Origin of the sequence: Pseudohalocynthiibacter sp. F2068 (assembly GCF_023015645.1) — a bacterium.
GTDB classification, from domain to species: Bacteria; Pseudomonadota; Alphaproteobacteria; order Rhodobacterales; family Rhodobacteraceae; genus Pseudohalocynthiibacter; species Pseudohalocynthiibacter aestuariivivens.
Window position 1 is genome coordinate 256,059 of the sequence record NZ_JALKAK010000003.1, and the last position, 22,108, is coordinate 278,166.

General features: G+C 54.3%; 22 protein-coding genes. 3 read left to right on the forward strand and 19 right to left on the reverse strand.

Going from position 1 to position 22,108, the window contains the following annotated elements; genetic code table 11:
• Nucleotides 1–27: 27 nt before the first annotated feature.
• From MWU63_RS05660 to MWU63_RS05745, 18 genes are all read right to left on the reverse strand, one after another.
• Nucleotides 28–255, reverse strand: a complete 228-nt coding sequence (locus MWU63_RS05660; protein WP_213888383.1) for a DUF5337 domain-containing protein — start codon at nt 253–255, stop codon at nt 28–30.
• 6 nt (nt 256–261) lie between these two features.
• Nucleotides 262–1,011 carry an NADH:quinone oxidoreductase gene (locus tag MWU63_RS05665; protein WP_246531647.1) on the reverse strand — a complete coding sequence of 250 codons (750 nt, stop codon included), beginning with the start codon at nt 1,009–1,011 and terminating at the stop codon, nt 262–264.
• A 129-nt stretch (nt 1,012–1,140) separates the two neighbouring features.
• The gene (gene nuoE / locus MWU63_RS05670; protein WP_247077204.1) at nt 1,141–2,223 is read right to left on the reverse strand and encodes an NADH-quinone oxidoreductase subunit NuoE; all 1,083 of its coding nucleotides are present in this window, start codon (nt 2,221–2,223) and stop codon (nt 1,141–1,143) included.
• Between the two features lie 4 nt (nt 2,224–2,227).
• On the reverse strand, nt 2,228–2,380 hold the full coding sequence (locus MWU63_RS05675; protein WP_213888385.1) for a hypothetical protein: 153 nt from the start codon (nt 2,378–2,380) through the stop codon (nt 2,228–2,230).
• Nucleotides 2,377–3,588 carry an NADH-quinone oxidoreductase subunit D gene (locus MWU63_RS05680; RefSeq protein WP_213888386.1) on the reverse strand — a complete coding sequence of 404 codons (1,212 nt, stop codon included), beginning with the start codon at nt 3,586–3,588 and terminating at the stop codon, nt 2,377–2,379. The genes MWU63_RS05675 and MWU63_RS05680 overlap by 4 nt, the downstream gene beginning before the upstream one ends.
• Before the next feature lie 4 nt (nt 3,589–3,592).
• Nucleotides 3,593–4,471 (reverse strand): sulfotransferase, encoded by an 879-nt coding sequence (locus MWU63_RS05685; protein WP_213888387.1) that lies wholly within the window; start codon nt 4,469–4,471, stop codon nt 3,593–3,595.
• 5 nt (nt 4,472–4,476) lie between these two features.
• Entirely contained in the window at nt 4,477–5,088 is a 612-nt protein-coding gene (locus MWU63_RS05690) for an NADH-quinone oxidoreductase subunit C (protein WP_213888388.1), read from the reverse strand.
• A 9-nt stretch (nt 5,089–5,097) separates the two neighbouring features.
• A complete protein-coding gene (locus MWU63_RS05695; protein WP_213888389.1) occupies nt 5,098–5,631 on the reverse strand; it encodes an NADH-quinone oxidoreductase subunit B in 534 nt (177 codons plus the stop codon).
• Nucleotides 5,622–5,987, reverse strand: coding sequence for an NADH-quinone oxidoreductase subunit A (locus tag MWU63_RS05700; RefSeq protein ID WP_213888390.1), 366 nt, complete (start codon nt 5,985–5,987; stop codon nt 5,622–5,624). The genes MWU63_RS05695 and MWU63_RS05700 overlap by 10 nt, the downstream gene beginning before the upstream one ends.
• A gap of 172 nt (nt 5,988–6,159) precedes the next feature.
• On the reverse strand, nt 6,160–6,942 hold the full coding sequence (locus tag MWU63_RS05705; protein ID WP_213888391.1) for a crotonase/enoyl-CoA hydratase family protein: 783 nt from the start codon (nt 6,940–6,942) through the stop codon (nt 6,160–6,162).
• A gap of 32 nt (nt 6,943–6,974) precedes the next feature.
• Nucleotides 6,975–7,829 (reverse strand): hydroxymethylglutaryl-CoA lyase, encoded by an 855-nt coding sequence (locus MWU63_RS05710; protein WP_213888392.1) that lies wholly within the window; start codon nt 7,827–7,829, stop codon nt 6,975–6,977.
• Nucleotides 7,822–8,484: a glutathione S-transferase gene (locus tag MWU63_RS05715; protein WP_213888393.1), complete on the reverse strand. Its 663-nt coding sequence runs from the start codon at nt 8,482–8,484 to the stop codon at nt 7,822–7,824. The genes MWU63_RS05710 and MWU63_RS05715 overlap by 8 nt, the downstream gene beginning before the upstream one ends.
• On the reverse strand, nt 8,481–10,433 hold the full coding sequence (locus MWU63_RS05720; protein WP_213888394.1) for an acetyl/propionyl/methylcrotonyl-CoA carboxylase subunit alpha: 1,953 nt from the start codon (nt 10,431–10,433) through the stop codon (nt 8,481–8,483). Before MWU63_RS05720 ends, MWU63_RS05715 begins: the two co-directional genes overlap by 4 nt.
• Nucleotides 10,434–11,408 (reverse strand): nitronate monooxygenase, encoded by a 975-nt coding sequence (locus tag MWU63_RS05725; protein ID WP_213888395.1) that lies wholly within the window; start codon nt 11,406–11,408, stop codon nt 10,434–10,436.
• A gap of 225 nt (nt 11,409–11,633) precedes the next feature.
• Nucleotides 11,634–13,238 carry a carboxyl transferase domain-containing protein gene (locus MWU63_RS05730; RefSeq protein WP_213888396.1) on the reverse strand — a complete coding sequence of 535 codons (1,605 nt, stop codon included), beginning with the start codon at nt 13,236–13,238 and terminating at the stop codon, nt 11,634–11,636.
• Nucleotides 13,238–14,401, reverse strand: coding sequence for an isovaleryl-CoA dehydrogenase (locus tag MWU63_RS05735; RefSeq protein WP_213888468.1), 1,164 nt, complete (start codon nt 14,399–14,401; stop codon nt 13,238–13,240). The genes MWU63_RS05730 and MWU63_RS05735 overlap by 1 nt, the downstream gene beginning before the upstream one ends.
• Nucleotides 14,402–14,569: 168 nt before the next feature.
• Nucleotides 14,570–15,379, reverse strand: coding sequence for a polyphosphate kinase 2 (ppk2, locus tag MWU63_RS05740; protein ID WP_213888397.1), 810 nt, complete (start codon nt 15,377–15,379; stop codon nt 14,570–14,572).
• 94 nt (nt 15,380–15,473) lie between these two features.
• On the reverse strand, nt 15,474–16,703 hold the full coding sequence (locus MWU63_RS05745) for an aminotransferase class I/II-fold pyridoxal phosphate-dependent enzyme (RefSeq protein ID WP_213888398.1): 1,230 nt from the start codon (nt 16,701–16,703) through the stop codon (nt 15,474–15,476).
• Nucleotides 16,704–16,822: 119 nt separating this feature from the next.
• Between MWU63_RS05745 and MWU63_RS05750 the strand changes: the two genes are divergently transcribed.
• Entirely contained in the window at nt 16,823–18,145 is a 1,323-nt protein-coding gene (locus tag MWU63_RS05750; protein WP_213888399.1) for an MmgE/PrpD family protein, read from the forward strand.
• Here the strand turns inward: MWU63_RS05750 and MWU63_RS05755 are convergent.
• The gene (locus MWU63_RS05755; protein ID WP_213888400.1) at nt 18,127–18,792 is read right to left on the reverse strand and encodes an HAD-IA family hydrolase; all 666 of its coding nucleotides are present in this window, start codon (nt 18,790–18,792) and stop codon (nt 18,127–18,129) included. The two genes, MWU63_RS05750 and MWU63_RS05755, sit on opposite strands and share 19 nt — an antisense overlap.
• Before the next feature lie 129 nt (nt 18,793–18,921).
• Between MWU63_RS05755 and glmU the strand changes: the two genes are divergently transcribed.
• Both glmU and glmS read left to right on the forward strand, forming a co-directional pair.
• Nucleotides 18,922–20,277, forward strand: a complete 1,356-nt coding sequence (gene glmU / locus MWU63_RS05760; RefSeq protein ID WP_247077205.1) for a bifunctional UDP-N-acetylglucosamine diphosphorylase/glucosamine-1-phosphate N-acetyltransferase GlmU — start codon at nt 18,922–18,924, stop codon at nt 20,275–20,277.
• Nucleotides 20,277–22,100: a glutamine--fructose-6-phosphate transaminase (isomerizing) gene (gene glmS, locus MWU63_RS05765; RefSeq protein ID WP_213888402.1), complete on the forward strand. Its 1,824-nt coding sequence runs from the start codon at nt 20,277–20,279 to the stop codon at nt 22,098–22,100. The genes glmU and glmS overlap by 1 nt, the downstream gene beginning before the upstream one ends.
• Nucleotides 22,101–22,108 lie beyond the last annotated feature (8 nt).

Below are 22,108 nucleotides of genomic sequence, written 5' to 3' on the forward strand. Positions count from 1 at the left end.
CATCAGGCAAGTACGCCCGACATTCCTTTAATTGTTCCGGCGCTTGCGCCAGATCTGATAAATTACAACCAACGCCCAGATAAAAGCCGCCAGTGCCGAGAGGTCGGCCAGAAACACATAGCGTGCTTCAAGGCCGAGTTTTCCCCCTATCCATTGTACGCCCATCCACAGGATCATCGTCGCCGCGATGACAAAGGACACTGTCCTTGCTTGGCGCGCCAAAGCTTTTTCCTGTTCGGGTGTAAGTGTCTTCACAACTCTTTACTTTGTTTCCCTGGCCAGTTTTTTGGCCTGTTTAATCCATTCATCCCGTTCGATCCGACCTTTGAATTTCAGGCGCGTATCGACCCATTCGACTTCTTTCTTCCGCCAAGCGGCGACTTGGTCAAAATGGTAAAATCCAAGTTCATTCAGCGTCTGTTCAAGCTTTGGTCCAACTCCGCTAATGCGCTTAAGATCATCTGCTCCGCCTGCGCGCGCTTTCTTAAGCGTTTCTGGTTTTCCATCTGCAGCAACAGACGCCCGGGCCGGTTTCGCAGCAGCGGTCGCTTTTGGTTTCGCTGCTGGCTTGGCCTTTGTAGCAGGCTTAGATTTCGCGGCGGGTTTAGCTTTCGCGGCAGGTTTTGACGCGGGTGCGGCCTTTGCAGTCGCATCAGAAGACGCCAAAGAAGCAGATGAAACGTGCTTAGCTACCTTTGGTGTCGGGGGTGTTGCGGCCAGTTCGCTCTGTCCGACCCGGTCAACAGCGGCGACATCCGCAGGAGAAGCATCAATATCGTGTTGATGGCGCGCGTGCCCACCAGAAGTAACAGCCATGGACCCAGAGCAAAAGTAGCGTGCCAGAAACCAACCTAATGCGGCACAGACGACAACGGCAAGCACCAACGAAACAAGTCCATTTACGCCAAAGCGCCCGTTTAGCACTAGAAAAGTCATGATCCCAAGAAACACACCGGCAAGCCAGCACAGATTGGTGCAAGAAAACAGTTCACCCTTTGATTCAGAATCCAATAGTCATTCCCCCCTTTAAACCTAGTGTTACAACAGACATGCAGGATGGGCTGTCTGGTGACAGCTCCGGCTTTTTATGATCTGCATGTTTCTTCATCGTACTTATGGTCCACTCAGCGGGGAAAGCTGTCAGTAAACGTCGCCCTTCCCAACTTTCTTAGAAAATTCCGTCTCACCGCCAGCGGCGAGAACTTTAGCTTGTTCAACCCATCCGTCGCGTGACACGCGTCCTTTAAAACCTTCAAGGTTTTCATCAACCCAGACAACCTCGGCAGCGCTCCATTTCGCAACCTGGTCAAAATGATAGAAACCGAGGCTGTGAAGCAGTGCTTCCAGCTTTGGTCCCACGCCTTTGATTTTTTTCAGATCATCTGCGCCCGTTTTTCGCGGTGCCTTCATGGTCCGTGGTTTTTTCTGCGCAGGTGGTGCGGCGGCAGCCTTGGTGGCTGATTTTGGCGTTGTTTTCTTAGCGGCTGGCTTTTTTGCCGCTGGCTTCTTTGCGGTCTTGCCAAGCCACGGCGTCAACAACGGGACTTCGGTGCCATCAATGCGCTTAACCGTGTCACCAAGATCAACCGCGAGTTGAGCCGAGCCGTTATATTGCGTGCGCCCACTTTCATATTCAGTCAGCGATGTCAGGCCCGCCAACGGTTCTGCCGCGAACCGCCCGTTCTGAGGACCCGGGACCGGAACCTTGCCTTCAGCAAGTTCGTTCAGGATTTCGCGAAACCGGTCGGCCGTAAGGTCTTCGTAATAGTCTTTGCCGATCTGCGCCATTGGTGCGTTTGTGCAGGCCCCAAGGCATTCGACCTCTTCCCAGCTAAACTTACTGTCTTCGGACAGTTGATGTGATTTGTCGGCAATAACCTCGCGACAGATACCAATCAGGTCTTCCGCGCCGCAAATCATGCAGGACGTGGTTCCGCATATTTGAATATGTGCAACGGAACCAACAGGTTGCAGTTGAAACATGAAATAGAAGGATGCAACTTCAAGTGCGCGAATATATGCGAGCCCCAGCATATCAGCGATATGTTCAATCGCCGGGCGGGTCAGCCAGCCTTCCTGTTCCTGCGCGCGCCAGAGCAGCGGGATGATCGCGCTTGCCTGACGGCCCTCGGGGTATTTGGTTATTTGCCCTTCAGCCCATGCCAGGTTGGCCGGGGTGAAGGCGAATGTATCGGGTTGCTTGTGGTATAATCTGCGGAGCATAGGCTTATCGTGTCCCCGTGAAATTCATTGCGCCGGACGCTTTAACATTGCGGGCAACTGCTGCCACTGGTTTCGGCTTCAGAATGACCTTTACAAAGGCCACAGTAATGCTTGCAGCCATCAGGCTCAGCAACGAAAGAGTGAAAGTTGCGCTCACCTGTCGATCTCCCCAAAAACAACGTCCATAGTCCCGATGATCGCGGCGACATCAGCCAATTGGTGGCCGGTTGCGACATGGTCCATCGCCTGCAGATGCAAAAACCCTGGCGCGCGAATTTTGCTGCGGTACGGTTTGTTCGTACCATCAGCAACCAGATAGACGCCGAATTCACCTTTTGGGGCTTCGACTGCGGTATAAACTTCACCCGCAGGCACATGGAAACCTTCGGTATAGAGTTTGAAGTGGTGAATAAGCGCTTCCATAGAGGTTTTCATTTCACCGCGTGATGGTGGCGACAGCTTGCCACGCGCCAGCACATCGCCCTTTTCGACTCTCAGCTTGGCAATCGCCTGCGTGATGATTGAAAGGGATTCCCGCATTTCCTGCATCCGGCAGAGGTAACGGTCGTAGCAGTCGCCGTTTTTACCAATCGGGATCTGGAAATCAAACTCGTCGTAACATTCATAGGGTTGGCTGCGCCGCAAATCCCACGGCAGGCCAGAACCGCGCACCATGACACCCGAAAACCCCCAATCAAGGATTTCCTGTTCTGTCACGACGCCAATATCAGCGTTGCGCTGCTTAAAAATGCGGTTTTCGGTCAACAGCCCGTCAATATCGTCAAGCACCCGCGGAAATTCACCCGCCCATTCTTCGATATCGTTCAACAGGTCATCCGGCAGGTCCTGATGTACACCACCGGGGCGGAAATAAGCCGCGTGAAGCCGTGCACCACAAGCGCGCTCGTAAAATACCATCAGTTTTTCACGCTCTTCAAAACCCCAAAGCGGCGGTGTCAGCGCACCGACATCCATGGCTTGCGTAGTGACGTTCAGCAGGTGGTTCAAAATTCGGCCTATTTCACAGTAAAGAACCCGGATCAGGCTGCCACGGCGCGGAACGGCGGTACCAGTCAGCTTTTCAATCGCCAGACACCAGGCATGTTCCTGATTCATCGGTGCAACATAGTCGAGGCGGTCAAAATACGGCAGGTTCTGCAGATAGGTGCGGCTTTCCATCAACTTCTCAGTGCCGCGATGCAAAAGTCCGATGTGCGGATCACACCGTTCTACAATCTCGCCATCCAGTTCCAGCACAAGGCGCAAAACCCCGTGGGCTGCAGGGTGTTGCGGCCCAAAGTTAATGTTGAAATTCCGAATCTTCTGTTCGCCCGTCTGAGCGTCATCGAATTTGGTGCCGTCCATCATGTCACACCTTTACCATATTCTGTTTCCAGCTTTCGGGAAGCGAGCCAAACCGCTGTTCCACAAACGCATATTGCGGGGCAAGAACACGCTGAAGCGCATTCCTTGCACTGTCTTCCATGGGAATTTCAATGCCCTTGTGAACATATCCGGTCAGATCGCCTGGTCGATAATAAATGCCCAAAAACTTGCAGAGTTTTGTAAGGGCCTCTTCCGAAAAGAGACGTTCAAAGAATTCGACAAGCAACGATCCCTTCGGTAACGCGGCATCCATCTTTCTAAGAGAATTCGCATAGTCAGACCGCTTGGTCGCAGCAACCTCTGTACCTTCGATAACTTTCGTGATCAGCCGATGCGCGACACGTTTCACCTTTTCCGGAGAACCCGCGCGTCGATCTGCTATCATTCGCACATTGGACCAGAGCCGTTCAACCGGGTCGCGCAGGACATAAACAAATAGCGTTTCCACCGGCAGATTCGCCATTTGCCGCATCCGCGACTCTGGCAGCAACGAATAAGACGGGGTTATTTCACCAACCAAACGCGCGCGATCAGCATCGCGGTACAGAAACCTCAGATAAGCGTCTGTGTTTTCGCCGTTTTCGGTCAAAACTTTGCGCCATTCCATCAGGTTTCTGCGATGACGCCATTTGCGCCAAAGCTTCAGATCTTCGTTTTCTCTCAGCACTTTACCAATCGCGTCTATGCGCTGATCCAGCTTTTTCACCGCTCTTTCGATTTTGTTGTCTTCCAGACGATCAAAATAATGAAGCTCTTTGGGGTCGGACATCTTACATTCAGGATGATTGCTCAGATAACGGTGGAGCCAACTGGTCCCCGCTTTTGTTGCACCCATCCCAAACATCAACGTCGCCTGCCCCATGCGCGTTACCCTTTGGCCTGTTCGTTTTTCTCGTCACCCGGAAGGATGTATTCCGCACCTTCCCATGGAGACATGAAATCAAATTGCCTGTATTCCTGAACCAGATTTACCGGCTCATAGACGACGCGCTTTTGTTCTTCGTCATAGCGAACTTCGGTGTATCCCGTGGTGGGAAAATCCTTACGCAGCGGATGACCGCGAAAGCCATAGTCCGTCAAAATGCGCCGCAAATCCGGATGCCCGGAAAACAGAATACCGAACATGTCAAAGACTTCGCGTTCAAACCAGTTCGCGCTTGGGTGCACCTCGCAGATCGAGGAAACCATATCATCCTCACGCATGCTCACCCGCAGACGGATGCGGTGGTTCTGGTACATCGACAGAAAATGGTAAACCACGTCGAAACGTTTATCGCGTGTAGGGTAATCGACAGCCGTAATATCGACTAGTGAGGAAAAACGGCAACTACGATCGCTCTTTAAAAATTCAACGAAATCAACCAGCGCGCTCGGAACGACGGAAATCGTCAGTTCTCCGTGTGCAATCTCGTGGGACAACACTGCATTGGGGCGTTTCAGTTCTACGTGCGCGCCAAGCTCTTGTAGTGCTTCGGACATGTTAACCCCTTACCTTACTATCGTGCCGGTGCGGCGAATTTTGCGTTGCAGTTGCAGGATACCGTAAAGCAGCGCCTCTGCGGACGGGGGACAGCCGGGTACGTAAATATCAACCGGAACAATCCGGTCACATCCGCGCACGACAGAATAGCTGTAGTGGTAATAACCGCCACCATTTGCGCAGGACCCCATGGAAATCACATACCGGGGCTCTGGCATCTGGTCGTAAACCTTGCGCAGTGCCGGAGCCATTTTGTTGGTCAGCGTTCCCGCGACAATCATTACGTCAGACTGACGTGGGCTTGCACGTGGGGCAAACCCGTAACGTTCAACATCATAGCGCGGCATCGCCGTGTGCATCATTTCAACCGCACAACACGCCAGACCAAAGGTCATCCAGTGCAATGAACCGGTGCGTGCCCAGTTAATGATGTCTTCGGTCGAACTCAGCAAGAAGCCCTTGTCCTGAAGTTCGCGGTTCAGGGTTTGTGTTGCGACATCCATGTCGACACCAGCCGTATTGGCAGAGGTTGTCACTCCCATTCAAGCGCCCCTTTCTTCCATTCGTATGCAAAGCCAATGGTCAGCACACCAAGAAACACAATCATCGACCAGAACCCGACCAGCCCCACATCCTTGAACGCAACAGCCCATGGAAAGAGGAATGCAATTTCAAGATCGAAGATGATGAATAGAATGGCGACGAGGTAAAATCGGACGTCAAACTTCATCCGTGCATCGTCGAAAGCGTTAAAGCCACATTCGTATGCGCTGACTTTTTCGGGATCAGGGTTTCGGACGGCAAGGATGACAGCGGCAAGGATTAGCACCACTCCCAATCCAACGGCCAGGCCCAGAAAAACGAGGATCGGGAGATACTCTCTTAGCAGGTCTTCCACTTTTGGCTCCTTAAGGATGGCGTTCTTTGCGCTTGCCTTAGCTCTTGAGGGTTTAAACCCGCCTCATCGCGGGGTCAACCAAAGGTGGCTCTGTTTCCACGAGTAATGCAAGAAAGACCGCACAAGTGTTGCACGGATCATTGAGACAGATTTTCAGGGCTTCTAAAACGGACTATTTCACCCAATTTGGCTTTCTTTTCTCAAAGAACGCGCCAATTCCTTCGGCAGATTCGGGGCTGTCCCAGCGCTCTGCAAGGGCCGCAACTGTTTCGTCAATCAACGCATCTGTGATAGGCGCGCCCAATGATCGCACCAGCGCCTTTGCGTCTGCGACGGCACCGGGAGCGCAATTCAGGTAAGCTACAACTTCTGATTCCACCGCCGTATCAAGTTCGTCCGGATTGACAGCACGAGCGAGCAAACCAAGAGTCACGGCCTCGTCAGCGTCAAAAATTCGCGATGACATGAAAACGCGGCGCGCCATCGCTTCGCCCATTCGGGCAACGACATAGGGGCCGATGGTTGCCGGGATCAGACCAAGACGTGTTTCCGTCATACCGAACTTTGCGCCAGTCACGCCAACAGCAACATCACAGACGGACATCATGCCAACACCACCGCCAAAGGCCTGCCCCTGCACACGGCCAATCAATGGTTTTGGCATTGTATTCATCGCTTGCAGCATCTCGGCCAGTTTTCGAGCCTTCAGGCTTCGTGTCGTCGGGTCTGCAGCAACCTGATCCTGCATCCATTTCAGGTCCCCTCCGGCGCAAAAACTGCGCCCGGCACCGGTCAAAACAACAACGCGAACAGAGTCATCATCGCCAAGCACCCGGGCCGCGTCGGTAAGTTCAATCAGCATCTCTTCGGACAGCGCGTTATGCTTGTCTTCGCGTGACAGGGTCAGCGTTGCGACGCCACGTGTATCCTGATCAATCTTTAAAGTTTTGTACATTTCAACCCCGCCGAATTGTAAGTCTTTAAACGTCAGCCTGTGCGCATTGCGCGCGCCATTGTGGCCGCCTCCGCCAACACATCGCTATCAAGACCTGTGTCATACCCAAGTGCCACAAGATGCGCATTCACGGCTTCGGTCGCGACATTGCCTTCAGCTCCGGGCGCATAGGGGCACCCGCCAAGACCGCCGACCGCGCCATCAAAAACCCGAAGGCCCATCGACAACGACACGTCGATATTGTCCAGCGCCCGCCCACCCGTGTCGTGGTAGTGACCTGACAGACGGTGCGGTGGAACCTCGTTCAGCACCGCAAGCAACATTTTTGCAATCGAATCTGGTGTCCCTTTGCCAATGGTATCGCCAAGCGACACCTCGTAGCAGCCCAGCGCGAACAGCTCGGCCGCCACCTCTGCCACCTTTTGGGGCGGGGTCGGCCCATCAAACGGGCAATCCGTGACACAGGAAACATAGCCGCGGACTGGCATATCAATATGCCGCGCTGCTTTCAGAATGGGTTTGAACCGTTCGATGCTTTCGGAAATCGTTGCGTTAATATTTGATTTGGAAAACCCTTCAGAAGCGGAAGCAAAAATCGCAATTTCATCAACCTTGGCAGCAACCGCCCCTTCATACCCACGCATATTTGGCGCCAAAGCGGCATATGACACGCCATCAACCCGCTTGATATCTTTCAAAACCGCGTCGCTGTCTGCCATCTGCGGCACCCATTTGGGTGAAACAAAAGAGCCAACTTCAATCCGCTGAAAGCCAGCCCGGCTTAAGCAATCCACAAGCGCTATCTTTTCGGCGGTTGGGATTTCGCGCGCCTCATTCTGCAAACCGTCGCGGGGGCCTACTTCAAATATTTCAACAAATTCAGACATCAGGCACCTCAAAGAACGGTTTTGAATAAAGCAACCGCACGCCATCGGGCGGAAGGGCCTTGGCAAATGATGGTCGCGCCGAGAACCGTTTCCAATAGGCGGCTGTCCGGGGCAGATCGTCAAGCCGAATAAAGTGTTGCCCTGCATAAAGCCCGTAGGCAATTGAACAATCTACAGCGCTAAAGCCTGACGCAAGCAACCAGTCCCGCCCATCAGCGAGCTGCGCTTCGATCCGGCCAATCGTTTTTTCAAGCCGCTTCGCCTCCAGTTTCATCTGTGTCGGAGATCGCATCCAGTCTTCGTACAGAACAATATGTGCCTGCGTGAGGTTCGCGCAGTGTTGACCGATGGTTTCAGAGTAGTGCAGCCAATCCAGCCATTCGGCGCGCTCGGCATCGCCAACTGCACGGCCCAGTCCGGCAGCCGGGAATTTTTCGCTGAGAAACTCAATCATGGCGCCGCTTTCGACCATGCATGTGCCGTCGATTTCCAGCGCAGGCACGCGCCCCGCGGGGCTTAGTTTGAGGTAATCGGCACTGCGCATGGACTTGTCGAAAAAATCATGCAGAACGAGATCGTATTCAACACCAAGTTCTTCCAGCAGCCAGATGACCCGCATGGAACGCGCCTGATGCGCATGGTGTAGTCGGATCATGCTGCAACCTCTTCTTCGCTTTCGAGCTGGATGAGCGCAGCACCGGCCTCGACCTGCGCACCTGCTGATGTAAGCACCTCGGCCACAATACCGTCACGTGCCGCCAACAGCGCATGTTCCATCTTCATCGCCTCAAGAACGGCAAGCCTGTCGCCTTTTGAAACTTTCGCGCCGACTTTCACAAAGACCTCTTTCACGAGCCCCGGCATCGGTGCTTCGATAATGTTGCCATCGCCCGAGGCGGCGCTTGCACGATCAAGCGGGTCAATCCCATGAAAATGATAGCCATTTCCAAAGAACACGCTGACATCTGCGCCAAGCGGCACGATATTCGCGTCAGTCTTAACGCCATCCACTAGCCAGACATCGCCAGCCCGCTCAACGCAGTGGCAGATATCGGCCAGTTCAACGTCAAACAGAGACGGGCCAAGCGTTGTGACCTTGGCACGGATGTCTTTGTCCTTGAAGCGAAACTGCGTCTCCTGCGGCGTGGGCACCCAGAGCGTAAACCCTGCAGATGGATCTTGTGGTTTACTTAATCCCATCAGGCCAAGTGCCGCCAGGGAGCGCGTCTTACTGCAAGGGACGGGATCAACCGCCAGCGTTTCAAGATTGCGGTCAATCAGGCCTGTATCAACATCGCCCTTGGCAAACCCCTCGTGCCGGGTCAGCGCCCTCAGGAAAGCAAGATTGGTGACAGAGCCAGCAACCTCTGTCTTTGCAAGCGCCTGTTCCATCTGGTGCAACGCAACCGAACGTGTCGAGCCATGGGTTGTCAGCTTTGCAATCATCGGGTCGTACCAGGGCGAGATCGTGTCCCCTGCCCGAACACCGCTGTCTGCACGTGTGTTTTCCGGAAATTGCAGATGCGTCAACGTACCCGTGGCGGGTAAAAAGCCTTTTGGCACATCCTCTGCATAAAGCCGGGCCTCAAACGCATGGCCCGTGATGCTGAGGTCTTCCTGCTTTGCAGGCAATGACTCTCCGCTTGCAACGCGCAATTGCCATTCGACCAGATCAACACCGGTAATCGCTTCGGTTACAGGGTGTTCGACCTGAAGGCGCGTGTTCATTTCCATGAACCAGAACCCGTCAGGGCGAAGACCGTGTGATCCATCAACGATGAATTCCACCGTACCTGCACCCGCGTAACCAATCGCCTCGGCGGCCCTGACACCTGCGGCACCCATGGCAGCGCGCATTTCTTCTGTCATGCCGGGGGCTGGCGCTTCTTCGATCACCTTTTGGTGGCGGCGTTGCAGAGAACAGTCGCGCTCGAACAAATGGACGGCTTTAGTGCCATCACCAAAGACCTGCACCTCGATATGGCGCGGCGCGATGATGTATTTTTCGATCAGGACGGCTTCATTGCCAAAGGCGGTTTTCGCCTCACCCTTGGCGCTTATCAAAGCTTCCATGAACTTTTCAGGCGCTTCGACAAGACGCATGCCTTTACCGCCACCGCCTGCAACTGCCTTGATCAGAACCGGGTACCCAATGGTGTCGGCAGCGCCAAACAGATGTTCCGGGTCCTGATTTTCGCCGTGGTATCCCGGCACGACAGGCACGCCAGCCTTTTCCATCAGCACTTTGGCTGCATCTTTCAGGCCCATTGCACGGATTGCGCTGGCTGAGGGGCCGATGAACGCAAGACCCACAGCTTCGACCGCATCAACAAAACCCGGGTTTTCCGAAAGGAAGCCATAGCCGGGGTGAATTGCCTCTGCCCCGGTTTCAAGCGCGGCTGCAATGATTTTATCCCCCATAAGATAACTTTCAGAGGGCGACGGCGGGCCGATATGCACGGCCTCATCCGCCATGGCGACATGTTTCGCACCCCGGTCGGCGTCAGAATAAACTGCAACTGTGCGCACGCCCAGACGACGGGCCGTTTCCATGACACGACAGGCAATTTCGCCCCGGTTGGCAATCAGGATTTTAGTGAACATTCAGCTCTCCAATAATTCTACACCCCTGCGCAGGTGCACTTCAGCTTCGCTCGCTATCGCGGCAATTATTTCACCTGCTGGGCCACGTTCCAAGATCAGTCCAGCGGATTCGCCAACCATCGTACTGGCATTGCGAATATCGCCTGCACGCCACGCGGCCATCCATTTTTCGGCTTCTTCATCCGCAACTTTTAACAACCCATCCTGATCTTCATGCCACCGATCCGTAAAATCGTTCTTTAGTGAATGCGCTGTGTAGCGCACTGGCCAGTCAAGCTTACGCGCGATATCTGAAACAGGTGACCGAATGGTGTCGTCCCCCGTTGCTGCAATGGCCGCGGAGATCATATTTTTATGCGCGAGGGATTCATTGCTCGCCCAAAGTCTGGAACCAACTACAACGCCATCTGCACCCAGCATCAGACTTGCTGCCAATCCACGCCCGTCGGCAATGCCACCCGCAGCCAGCAACAAGACATCAGGCGCATTATCGACAAGCCATGTTGATATTTCCGGCACCAGCGTCATCGTCGTTCGGGTTTCGCCGTGGCCCCCGGCCTCCCGGCCTTGCGCCACCAGTATATCCGCCCCGGCCCTAACAGCGCTTTGAGCATCTTTCAGTGTCTGAACCTGACAAATAAGTGGCACGCCTGCATCTTTGATCCGGGCAACATACGGGGTTGGGTCATCAAACGAAAGAAACACCGCACGCGGATTTGCACTCAATACAGTTTCAAGCGCTGCGGGGTTTTCCTTGATGGCCCATGTGATCAGCCCATACCCAACCGGTGTTTGCCCTGCGACCGAGATTTCCTTTTCCAGCCAATCGCCTTTACCATAACCCCCTCCGACAAGGCCCAATGCACCCGCTTTACTGACTGCTGCGGCAAGCTTCCCCCCCGCGGCCAGCGCCATTGGTGCCGAGACAATCGGATATTTAAGGTCGAACATTCTGGTCAGTCTGGTGTCGATCATGTTGTATCTCTCTTTTGCAAAACTTACTGTGGGAAGGGAAAAGCGCGGCCTTTCCGATCTGTTAAAATCTCACAAAAAGGCAAATGCAGACACGAAATTGGTGTTTCATTTGCATCAGTCTTGTAACGGGTTCGAGAAGCAATTTTCACACTGACAGAATTGCACAAAAGCGGCCAATGCCAAGCTTGCTCTAAATCTGTGAGGTGGGTCATTCGTATCTTTCACTTACATCCGGAACACGCCAAAGCGTGTCTCCTCAATCGGGGCGCACAATGCGGCGGACAGGCTAAGCGCCAGCACATCGCGGCTTTTGCGTGGGTCAATGATGCCGTCGTCCCATAGCCGGGCCGAGGCGTAGAGCGGGTGAGATTGTTCTTCGAACATATCAATCGTGGGCTGTTTGAAAGCAGCTTCTTCCGCAGCTGACCATTCCCCGCCTGCCCGTTCAATCGCGTCGCGTTTCACGGTGGCAAGCACCCCTGCCGCCTGTTCGCCCCCCATCACGGAGATGCGTGAATTTGGCCATGTCCACATGAAACGCGGCTGATAGGCCCGCCCCGCCATGCCGTAGTTGCCAGCACCGAAGGACCCGCCAACAACCATTGTGATCTTTGGCACATTCGTTGTGGCGACTGCTGTCACAAGCTTGGCTCCGTGGCGCGCGATACCTTCGTTCTCATACTTGCGACCAACCATGAAACCGGTGATGTTCTGCAGGAACAACAGTGGAATATTCCGTTGACTGCATAATTCCACGAAATGCGCGCCCTTTTGTGCAGCCTCGCTGAACAGCACACCGTTATTGGCAATGATGCCAACGGGGCAGCCTTTGAGATGCGCAAATCCGGTCACTAGCGTTTCCCCAAACCGCGCCTTGAACTCATCAAAGCGCGAGCCGTCAACGATACGCGCAATCACCTCGCGAATGTCATAGGGCGTGCGCAGATCAACCGGAACAACACCCAGCAATTCCTCGGGATCATATGCGGGCTCTTCCGGTGTTTGCCACTGAACGGTTTGCGGTTTGGCCCGGTTTAGGCTTTCAACCGTACGGCGGGCAAGCGCCAGCGCGTGAGTGTCATCCTCGGCCAGATAATCGGCGACACCTGACAGGCGCGTGTGAACATCACCCCCGCCAAGGTCTTCTGAGGTTACAACCTCGCCCGTTGCAGCCTTTACAAGCGGCGGGCCTGCCAAGAAGATCGTACCTTGTTCTTTCACGATGATCGTCACGTCAGACATTGCCGGAACATAGGCCCCGCCTGCGGTACAAGACCCCATGACAACGGCAATCTGCGGAATGCCCTTGGCGCTCATCCTTGCCTGATTGTAGAAAATCCGGCCAAAATGGTCGCGGTCCGGGAACACCTCGTCCTGATTGGGCAGGTTCGCGCCACCACTATCGACGAGGTAAATGCAGGGCAGATGGCATTCTTCGGCAATTTCCTGTGCGCGCAGGTGTTTCTTGACGGTCATCGGGTAATAGGTTCCGCCTTTTACGGTGGCGTCATTGCAGACAACCATAACCTCGTGGCCGTGCACACGCCCGACACCGGCGATCACACCTGCACAAGGGGCCGCACCGTCATACATGCCATGCGCTGCCGTTGCGCCAACCTCAAGAAACGGGCTGCCGGGATCAAGCAGGTTCGCCACACGTTCCCGCGGCAGCATTTTCCCCCGCGACAAATGCCGTGCGCGAGACTTTTCGCCACCGCCAGCCGCAGCGAGTGCAGCAACTTCTGTCGCCGTTTCAAGAGCTTGTAGGTTAACGTCGCGACGACGCAGGAAGTCTTCAGAGGTTGTGAGGGTTTGGGACTGAAGACGCATCAGCTCATCGCCCCCATCAACTCGCGTCCAATCAGCATGCGGCGAATTTCACTGGTACCTGCGCCGATCTCCATGAGCTTCGCGTCGCGAAACAGGCGGCTGACAACGCTGTCGTTCATGAACCCGGCCCCACCCATGGCCTGCACGGCCTGATGCGCCTGCACCATGGCCTGTTCAGACGCGTAGAGCACACAGGCAGACGCGTCCTGACGCGTGACCTGCCCGCGATCACAACTTTTCGCGACCTCATAAAGATAAGCGCGGGCAGTGTTCATTGCGGTGTACATATCCGCGATCTTGCCCTGCATCAGTTGGAAAGACCCGATTGGTTTGCCAAATTGCTTGCGCTCGGCAAGATACGGCATCACCTCGTCAAGGCAGGCTGCCATAATGCCAGTACCGATGCCCGAAAGCACGACACGTTCATAATCAAGGCCTGACATCAGAACGGCAACACCGCGCCCCTCTTCGCCCAGAACATTCTCAAACGGTACTTCAACGTCTTCAAACACCAGTTCTGCCGTGTTGGAGCCGCGCATTCCCAGCTTGTCAAAATGCTTTGAGGTGGAAAACCCCTTCATCGATTTTTCGATCAGGAAGGCAGTGATCCCTTTTGACCCCGCGTCGGGGTCTGTTTTTGCATAAACCACCAAGGTATCTGCATCCGGTCCGTTGGTGATCCAGTATTTTGTGCCGTTCAGCGTGTAGTAGCCGTTTTTCTTTTCAGCCCGCAGCTTCATGCCCACAACGTCAGAGCCTGCCCCGGCCTCGCTCATCGCGAGCGCACCTACATGCTGACCAGAGATCAGACCCGGCAAGTATTTTTCTTTCTGCTCCTGGTTTCCGTTCAGTTTGATCTGGTTGACGCAAAGGTTTGAATGTGCGCCATACGACAGCGAAACAGAGGCAGAGGCGCGGGCGATTTCCTCGACCGCGATCACATGCGCGAGATATCCCATCTCTGCACCACCAAATTCCTCTGGCACGGTGATACCCAGCAGGCCAAGCTCGCCCATTTCTTCCCAAAGCTCCGCGGGAAATTCGTTCTTTTCGTCAATTTCCGCCGCCATAGGCTTCAGGCGCTCCTGCGCCCAGCGATGCACCATATCACGCAGTGCATTAACATCTTCGCCCAGATCAAAATTCATCGTTGCGTTGAACATGGCGGTCTCCTCGGGGATAATATTTATTGAACGATTGTTCATTTAATACGCCAAAGCAGTGAGTCGGGTCAAGAACGCAGATCAAATCAATCGAAACTACTGATTTCCAAGCCTGTTTTCCGCAGCACTTTTGGGTCGTCAAAGCAAGTTGGAAACCGTCACTGCGTTTCAGCAAAGATCTTTATGCACCTCTGGAACGAAGGTCTGGTCTTCTATCGGCGGGCGTACATACCCGCGTTGCTGTGGCCTTTCTTCCAATTCAATCGGCTCCGGGGTAAGGTCCTTGTATGGAATCAACGACAGCAAATGGCTGATACAATTCAGCCGCGCGTGTTTCTTAACGTCAGATGACACCACATACCACGGTGCCTGTTTGATGTCTGTGTGCGAGAACATCAAATCCTTGGCGTGGGAATAGTCCACCCAGCGCTTGCGGCTTTCCAGATCCATCGGGCTTAGCTTCCAGCGCTTGGTCGGGTCTGTCAGACGCTTTTGGAAACGGCGCTCCTGTTCCTCGTCGCTGACCGAAAACCAATATTTGATAAGCTGAATGCCAGAGCGAACCAGCATCCGCTCAAACTCCGGACAACTGCGCATAAATTCCTGATATTCCTTGTCCGAGCAGAACCCCATAACCCGTTCAACACCGGCGCGATTGTACCAGGAACGGTCAAAAATCACGATCTCACCCGCTGCCGGCAGATGCGGCACATAGCGTTGGAAATACCATTGTGTTTTTTCACGTTCGGTTGGCGCAGGAAGTGCGACAACCTGACAGATTCTTGGGTTCAGCGCCTCGGTGATCCGTTTTATTGTTCCACCCTTTCCGGCAGCGTCCCGGCCCTCGAAAATGAGCGCAACCTTGCGACCTGTCGCCTTCACCCATTCCTGAAGTTTGACCAGTTCGATCTGCATACGCGCCAGCTCTTGTTCATAGACAGCATTTTTGATCTTTCCGGATTTTTTCTTGGCAGTCATCTGACTTTCCCCTTGTAGTAAAAGACTCGGGTCGCGCGATTATTTGGCTCATTACGCTTGGGTTGCCCTTTAAAGTCAACGAAAGCACGTGAACTTAAACGCCGGTTACTTCATCCGCAGCAGCATTGTGAGCCTGATAGACCGCGCTCACCTCTTGGCGGATGACCCGGCTGATCAGTGCACAATCGTCCAGTGAAAAGGTAAGTGGCAGGCGCATATCCATGATACCGCGTAACACGCGGTCAGAGGTTGGCATTGGGGTTGTTGGGGCATATCGCCAGCTATCGTAGCGCGATGTAAAGCCCGTTGGTTCTGCACCACCAAACCATTTGAGTTCCACCCCGCACGCGGCACACCGGGAAACAACCTCGTTGATAGCTACGCCCGACCAATCGAGCAAAAGAAACTGAAATGAGGACGCAACGTAGGCTTCCTGTTCTGGCCGTTGGATCAGCGTGAGGCCCGGCAGGTTTTGCAACCCTTCCTCAACAATTTTGTACCGCGCGTTCCACGCGGCGCACTGACGTTCCAGATCACGAAGTTGCGGGCGCAGAATTGCAGCGCGCAGGTTGTCCATTCTGCCAGACATGTTTGGTGTCTCGTATCGCAGTGTTTCAAAGGCTTCCGGCGGAGGTGCCGCCTTGTGACGCGCGTAAAGCATGTAGGAGCCTGACATCATGATCGCCTTGGCCATTGCCTCTGTGTCGTCCGATATCAGCAACCCGCCTTCGCCCGAGTTCATGTGTTTGTAAGTTTGCGTGGAATAGCAGGCCATCACGCCGTGTCGTCCCGACAGCACACCGTTCCATCTGGCACCCATTGTGTGGGCGCAATCCTCGATCACCTGCACACCCGCAGCGTCACAGATTTTCATCAAGGCATCCATGTCGCAGATATGGCCGCGCATGTGCGACAGCAACAAAACCTTTGCACCACTTTGTTCGATCCTTTCTTTGAGGTCATCAAGATCAATCACAAGCGACTCTGTAACCCCCACAAAGACAGGTACCGCACCGACACCCGCAATAGCACCCGGCACCGGGGCAAGCGTGAAGGCATTGGTCAACACCTTGTCACCGGGACGCACGCCAATCGCGCGCAGCGCAGTCGCAATCGCATAACCACCGGAAGAAACGGCAAGGCAATACTTCGATCCCATGTAGTCCGAAAATTCCTGTTCCAGCAGCGCGGCCTCGGCCTCTTCGCCGTCAACCACGTTGTAGCGATGCAGACGTCCATTGCGCATGACTCGCAAAGCTGCCTTGATCCCTTCCTCAGGGATGGGTTCCTGCTGGGTAAAGCTGCCGGCAAATTTTTCAGTCATCGCGGACTCCTCTGCTGCATTCTTGGGGGCCTTCGTAGGCAGCGTCAATGTCGTTTTCGGTTGCGTTTGATGTCGTCAATGTCTGGCAAGACTCTTTTCGCTAGTCGCAACATGTGCGTATGGCACTTACACATGACCCGCTTTCATTCATTCATGCGGTTGCGTATGACGATCTGCCCAAAGCGGTGCAGGATCAGACAATTTTGAACGTGCTGGATCTTGTGGGCGTTGGGATTGGCGGCGCGCAAACTAAGTTGTCGAAGATCATTTGCAATCACGCCGAATTCCAGTTTGAAGGCCGCCACCGGATGTTGTTTGACGGGCGGCGGGCCTCGGCAACGGGCGCGGCACTGGCCTTGGGAATGACCATTGATGCCCTTGATGGACATGATGGGTTCAACCCGGCCAAAGGTCACATTGGCTGCGGTGTATTTGCCGGGGCGGTTGCGATCGCTCAGGAAACCGGGCTGAAAGATGGGCGCGAGTTTCTGGCAACAATCGCAATGGGGTACGAGCTTGGTGGAAGGCTCGCACTGGCTTTACACGGCACCGTTCCAGACTATCACACATCAGGAGCCTGGGTCGCAGTTGCGGGTGCAGCCATCGGTGCGCGGCTATTGAAACTTGACCCGGACCAGACCCGGCACGCGTTGGGGATCGCCGAATACCATGGCCCGCGCAGCCAGATGATGCGTGACATTGATTATCCAACAATGGTCAAGGATGGGTCAGGATGGGGTGCGATGGCGGGGGTTTCAGCGGCCTTTCTCGCACGCGACGGGTTTACCGGCGCGCCTGCAATTACGCTGGAACAGGCACCTGAATACTGGGCCGACGTTGGGCAACGCTGGATTTCGCTCGAGCAATATTACAAGCCCTACCCTGTTTGTCGCTGGGCGCAGGCCCCTATCGAAGGCGTGTTGGAACTACGCCGGACGCATGGATTGACACCTGAGGACGTGGAGCGGATTGAAGTAGAAACCTTTCATGAATCCGTACGTCTGGCGACAAATGAACCAAAAAACACAGAAGAAGCGCAGTATTCGACCTCCTTCCCCTGTGCAGTCGCAATGGCAAAAGGCACGGTTGGCCCCGAGGATATTGCCGATGATGCGCTGACGGACCCGGAACTGATGCGCCTTTCCAAATCACTGCGTATGATCGAAGACGAGTCCGCCAACGCGATGTTTCCGGCAAAACGCCTCGCGCGGGTCAGGTTAATTCTGTGCGACGGTCGGACGCTGCAAGGTGAATGGATGACACCGCGCTGGGATGCCGAAGCCCCACCTACACCCGACGAACTGCGAGAAAAGTTTCACAGCATCACGGACCCGCTGATCGGAGAAAGCGCTGCGGGGAATATTGAAGCATCGCTCTTTGGCTTGCCTGACTTGGGGTTACGCCCCCTGCTCGAATTGCTCTCTCAGCCAATGAGACGCTGAACGACATCGCCCAGATCATCATAATGATCAAGCAATGCTTCGGGCGACAGATCCGCAACACCACGCCCATCCGGGCCGAATGTCACCAGTACCGAGGCAACACCCGCTGCGCGCGCGGTTTGACGGTCTGTGGACGTATCGCCAACAAGCAGTGATTTCTTTAAAGAGCCGCCAACACGGGAAACCGCCTCATTGTAAGGCGCGGGATCAGGCTTTCTTACCGGCAGCGTATCAGCCCCGATCAAAGCCCCAAAAAGGCCCCGAACCCCAAGGTTTGTCATCAGAACTTCGGCCAATGCCTCGGGCTTATTGGTGCAAATTGCAGTCTGATAGCCGGACTTGAGCAGGCTTTCGACGGCATCGGCCATCCCGGGATAAAGCACTGTGTAACGATCAATATCTGCGGCATACGCCTCTAGAAAAATAGGGAATTGAGCGTCTATTTCGGCTGAATCTGCCACACCATTCAAGCGTTCAAACCCAAGTTTCAGCATCGCACGACCGCCACGAAAAGCAGTAGATTTGTCGTATTCGGGATCTAAAAGATCGCCATGACCAAGACCACTAAAACAACGGTTGGCCGCTGCGATCAGGTCGTGCCCTGTATCTGCAAGCGTTCCATCCAGATCAAATACGACTGTACGCATGCGCATCTCCCTTGGCGGTTTCCCGCTATTGCCTGTAATAATACGTAAATACTTTTGAACCCTTAGGCCCTTGTGACTTGCCATAAGACCGATAAAACGGACCGCACCAGAAGGAAAGAGCACAAACGCATGTCAGTCAGCCTGATAATTCTTGCCGCCGGGCAAGGAACACGGATGAATTCCGATTTACCGAAAGTCTTGCACCCCCTCGCGGGCGCGCCATTACTGGTGCATGCGATGCTGTCCGGAGCAGCGGTTTCACCAGAAAAGACGGTTGTTGTTGCCGGTCACGAGGCCGACGTGGTGGAAAAGGCCGCAAAAGCACATGATCCGGAGGTGACAATCGTTACTCAGGACGAACAGCTTGGCACCGGCCACGCGGTTTTACAGGCTCGCGATGCACTGGCAGATTTCGACGGCGATGCTGTCGTTCTTTTCGGCGACACCCCGTTTATCCGCCCTGAAACGATTGGGGCGATGGTTACGGCACGATCTGACCACGCTGTTGTTGTGCTTGGATTTGAGGCAGAAGACCCCAAACGCTATGGACGGCTTGTTATGTCAGGCAATACGCTGGAGCGGATTGTCGAGTATAAAGACGCCACCGAAAAGGAACGCGCGATATCGCTATGTAATGGCGGTGTCGTCACAGCGAATGCACAGGTGTTGTTTGATTTGCTTGATGCTGTTGGAAACGACAATGCCTCTGGCGAATATTATCTGACGGACATTGTTGGTATTGCGCGAGAACGCGGCCTTTCAGCAACGGCCGTCACCTGCCCCGAAGCTGAAACGCAGGGTATTAACACCCGACAAGAGCTGGCAAAGGCCGAAACGACATTGCAAAGTCACATGCGCAGTGACGCGCTGGACAATGGCGTGACGATGAGCGCGCCTGAAACGGTGTTTTTTTCCCATGATACGGTTATAGGTCGTGATGCGACGATTGAACCCAACGTGTTTTTCGGCCCCGGCGTGACCATTGAAACTGGTGCAAAAATCCGGGCCTTCAGCCATCTGGAGGGCTGCCATGTTGCCCGTGGTTCTATTGTTGGCCCCTACGCCCGGCTGCGCCCCGGCACAGAATTGTCGGAAGATGTACGCGTTGGCAATTTCGTTGAAATTAAGAACTCTACGATTGCCGAAGGTGCGAAAGTCAATCATCTGTCCTATATTGGTGACGCCGAGATCGGCAAAGCGACAAACATCGGTGCAGGTACAATCACCTGCAACTATGATGGTGTAATGAAGCATAAAACAACAATTGGCGAACGTAGTTTCATCGGCTCAAACACAATGCTGATTGCACCGGTTACAGTCGCTGATGACACGATGACCGCCAGCGGATCTGTCATCACAAAAGACGTTGAAGCAAAGGCGCTCGCCATTGCACGGGCGCAACAGGTAAACAAACCGGGGCTTGCTGTCAAAATGTTTGAAAAGTTAAAGAATTTGAAAGCTAAACGCGATAAAGGAACCAAATAATGTGCGGTATTGTAGGTGTATTGGGCCAGCACGAAGTCGCCCCAATCATTGTAGAAGCGCTGAAAAGGCTAGAGTATCGCGGCTATGACAGCGCCGGCATTGCAACGGTAAACGATGGTCAGCTTGACCGCCGTCGCGCTGTTGGCAAACTGGTGAACCTATCCGATCTTCTGGTTCATGAACCACTTGCCGGCAAATCCGGAATTGGTCACACCCGTTGGGCAACCCATGGTGCTCCGACGGTTAATAACGCGCACCCACATCAGGCAGGCCCGGTTGCCGTGGTGCACAATGGGATCATCGAAAATTTCCGCGTGCTGCGTGCAGAGCTGGCCGAAAAAGGCATCAAGTTCCAGACGGAAACCGATACCGAAACCATCGCCCTTTTAGCGCAGTATTACATAAGCGAAGGTCTGGACCCCAGCGAGGCAGCCGCCAAAACAATTTCCCGGCTAGAAGGCGCATTTGCGTTGTGCTTCCTGTTTCATGGCGAAGACGATCTGATGATCGCTGCACGGCAGGGCTCGCCTCTTGCGATTGGTCATGGTGACGGAGAAATGTTCGTAGGCTCTGACGCGATAGCGCTGGCACCGATGACCAGCCGTATCACCTATCTTGAAGAAGGTGATCGCGCCGTTGTGACCAGAGCCGGAGCTGAAATTTTTGACGCAAAAGGCAAGCGTGCCAACCGGCCCGTCAAAAAGATTAAGATCGATGCAACGCAAGTTGAAAAAGGTGGCCACAAGCATTTCATGGCCAAGGAAATTGCAGAGCAACCGACTGTCTTGGCCGACGCAATTTCACACTACGTATCAACCGATGGCACAGCCATTACATTGCCGGACGGTGGGCTGGACTTTACCCAATATGACCGGATCGTCATGGTCGCCTGTGGCACAGCAAATTACGCCTGCCTGACCGCCAAATACTGGTTCGAGCAAATTGCACGCTTGCCGGTCGAGGTCGATATTGCCTCCGAGTTTCGCTATCGCGAACCCCCGATCACTGCGCGCACACTGGCCATTTTTGTCAGCCAGTCCGGTGAAACCGCAGATACGCTGGCGGCCCTTCGCTATTGTGTCGACAAAGCCGACAAGATTCTGTCTGTCGTGAATGTTCAGGAAAGCTCTATCGCGCGGGAAAGTGATATGGCTCTGCCCATTCTGGCCGGAACTGAAATTGGTGTTGCGTCGACCAAGGCCTTTACCTGCCAATTGAATGTGCTGGCGCTGCTGGCTCTGAAAGCAGCACAAGACCGCGGCGTGATGGACCAACAAACACTGTCAGACCACCTTTCAGCACTTCGTAACCTGCCCGGCCTTATGAACCAGGCACTGGGAACTGCTGATGCGATGAAATCTGCAGCACGCAAGCTCGCACAAGCGCAGGATGTGCTGTTTCTTGGCCGCGGCGCGATGTTCCCTCTAGCATTAGAAGGTGCTTTAAAGTTAAAAGAAATCAGCTATATACATGCTGAAGGCTATGCCTCTGGCGAGTTGAAGCATGGGCCTATCGCGCTTGTCGATAAAAAGGTTCCGGTCGTCGTCATAGCCCCAAGTGACCCGTTATTCGACAAATCTGTTTCAAACATGCAAGAGGTTATGGCGCGCAACGGTAAAGTTATTCTTGTCACTGACAGCAAGGGTGCAAAAGACGCGGGCGACGGGGTCTGGCAGGTGCTTTTAATGCCGGAGATCGAGCCGTTTCTGGCACCTATTCTTTATGCGATACCGGCACAGCTATTGGCCTATTACACAGCCGTTGCCAAAGGGACGGATGTTGATCAGCCGCGCAATCTTGCGAAATCTGTGACGGTGGAATGAATCGCCGC

Excerpts from the sequence above, each read along its gene's own strand:
- nuoE (WP_247077204.1), bottom strand. The coding sequence starts at position 2,223 with ATGCTCCGCAGATTATACCACAAGCAACCCGATACATTCGCCTTCACC.
- MWU63_RS05680 (WP_213888386.1), bottom strand. The coding sequence starts at position 3,588 with ATGGACGGCACCAAATTCGATGACGCTCAGACGGGCGAACAGAAGATT.
- MWU63_RS05685 (WP_213888387.1), bottom strand. The coding sequence starts at position 4,471 with ATGGGGCAGGCGACGTTGATGTTTGGGATGGGTGCAACAAAAGCGGGG.
- MWU63_RS05690 (WP_213888388.1), bottom strand. The coding sequence starts at position 5,088 with ATGTCCGAAGCACTACAAGAGCTTGGCGCGCACGTAGAACTGAAACGC.
- MWU63_RS05695 (WP_213888389.1), bottom strand. The coding sequence starts at position 5,631 with ATGGGAGTGACAACCTCTGCCAATACGGCTGGTGTCGACATGGATGTC.
- MWU63_RS05705 (WP_213888391.1), bottom strand. The coding sequence starts at position 6,942 with ATGTACAAAACTTTAAAGATTGATCAGGATACACGTGGCGTCGCAACG.
- MWU63_RS05710 (WP_213888392.1), bottom strand. The coding sequence starts at position 7,829 with ATGTCTGAATTTGTTGAAATATTTGAAGTAGGCCCCCGCGACGGTTTG.
- MWU63_RS05715 (WP_213888393.1), bottom strand. The coding sequence starts at position 8,484 with ATGATCCGACTACACCATGCGCATCAGGCGCGTTCCATGCGGGTCATC.
- MWU63_RS05720 (WP_213888394.1), bottom strand. The coding sequence starts at position 10,433 with ATGTTCACTAAAATCCTGATTGCCAACCGGGGCGAAATTGCCTGTCGT.
- MWU63_RS05725 (WP_213888395.1), bottom strand. The coding sequence starts at position 11,408 with ATGATCGACACCAGACTGACCAGAATGTTCGACCTTAAATATCCGATT.
- MWU63_RS05730 (WP_213888396.1), bottom strand. The coding sequence starts at position 13,238 with ATGCGTCTTCAGTCCCAAACCCTCACAACCTCTGAAGACTTCCTGCGT.
- MWU63_RS05735 (WP_213888468.1), bottom strand. The coding sequence starts at position 14,401 with ATGTTCAACGCAACGATGAATTTTGATCTGGGCGAAGATGTTAATGCA.
- ppk2 (WP_213888397.1), bottom strand. The coding sequence starts at position 15,379 with ATGACTGCCAAGAAAAAATCCGGAAAGATCAAAAATGCTGTCTATGAA.
- MWU63_RS05745 (WP_213888398.1), bottom strand. The coding sequence starts at position 16,703 with ATGACTGAAAAATTTGCCGGCAGCTTTACCCAGCAGGAACCCATCCCT.
- MWU63_RS05750 (WP_213888399.1), top strand. The coding sequence starts at position 16,823 with ATGGCACTTACACATGACCCGCTTTCATTCATTCATGCGGTTGCGTAT.
- MWU63_RS05755 (WP_213888400.1), bottom strand. The coding sequence starts at position 18,792 with ATGCGTACAGTCGTATTTGATCTGGATGGAACGCTTGCAGATACAGGG.
- glmU (WP_247077205.1), top strand. The coding sequence starts at position 18,922 with ATGTCAGTCAGCCTGATAATTCTTGCCGCCGGGCAAGGAACACGGATG.
- glmS (WP_213888402.1), top strand. The coding sequence starts at position 20,277 with ATGTGCGGTATTGTAGGTGTATTGGGCCAGCACGAAGTCGCCCCAATC.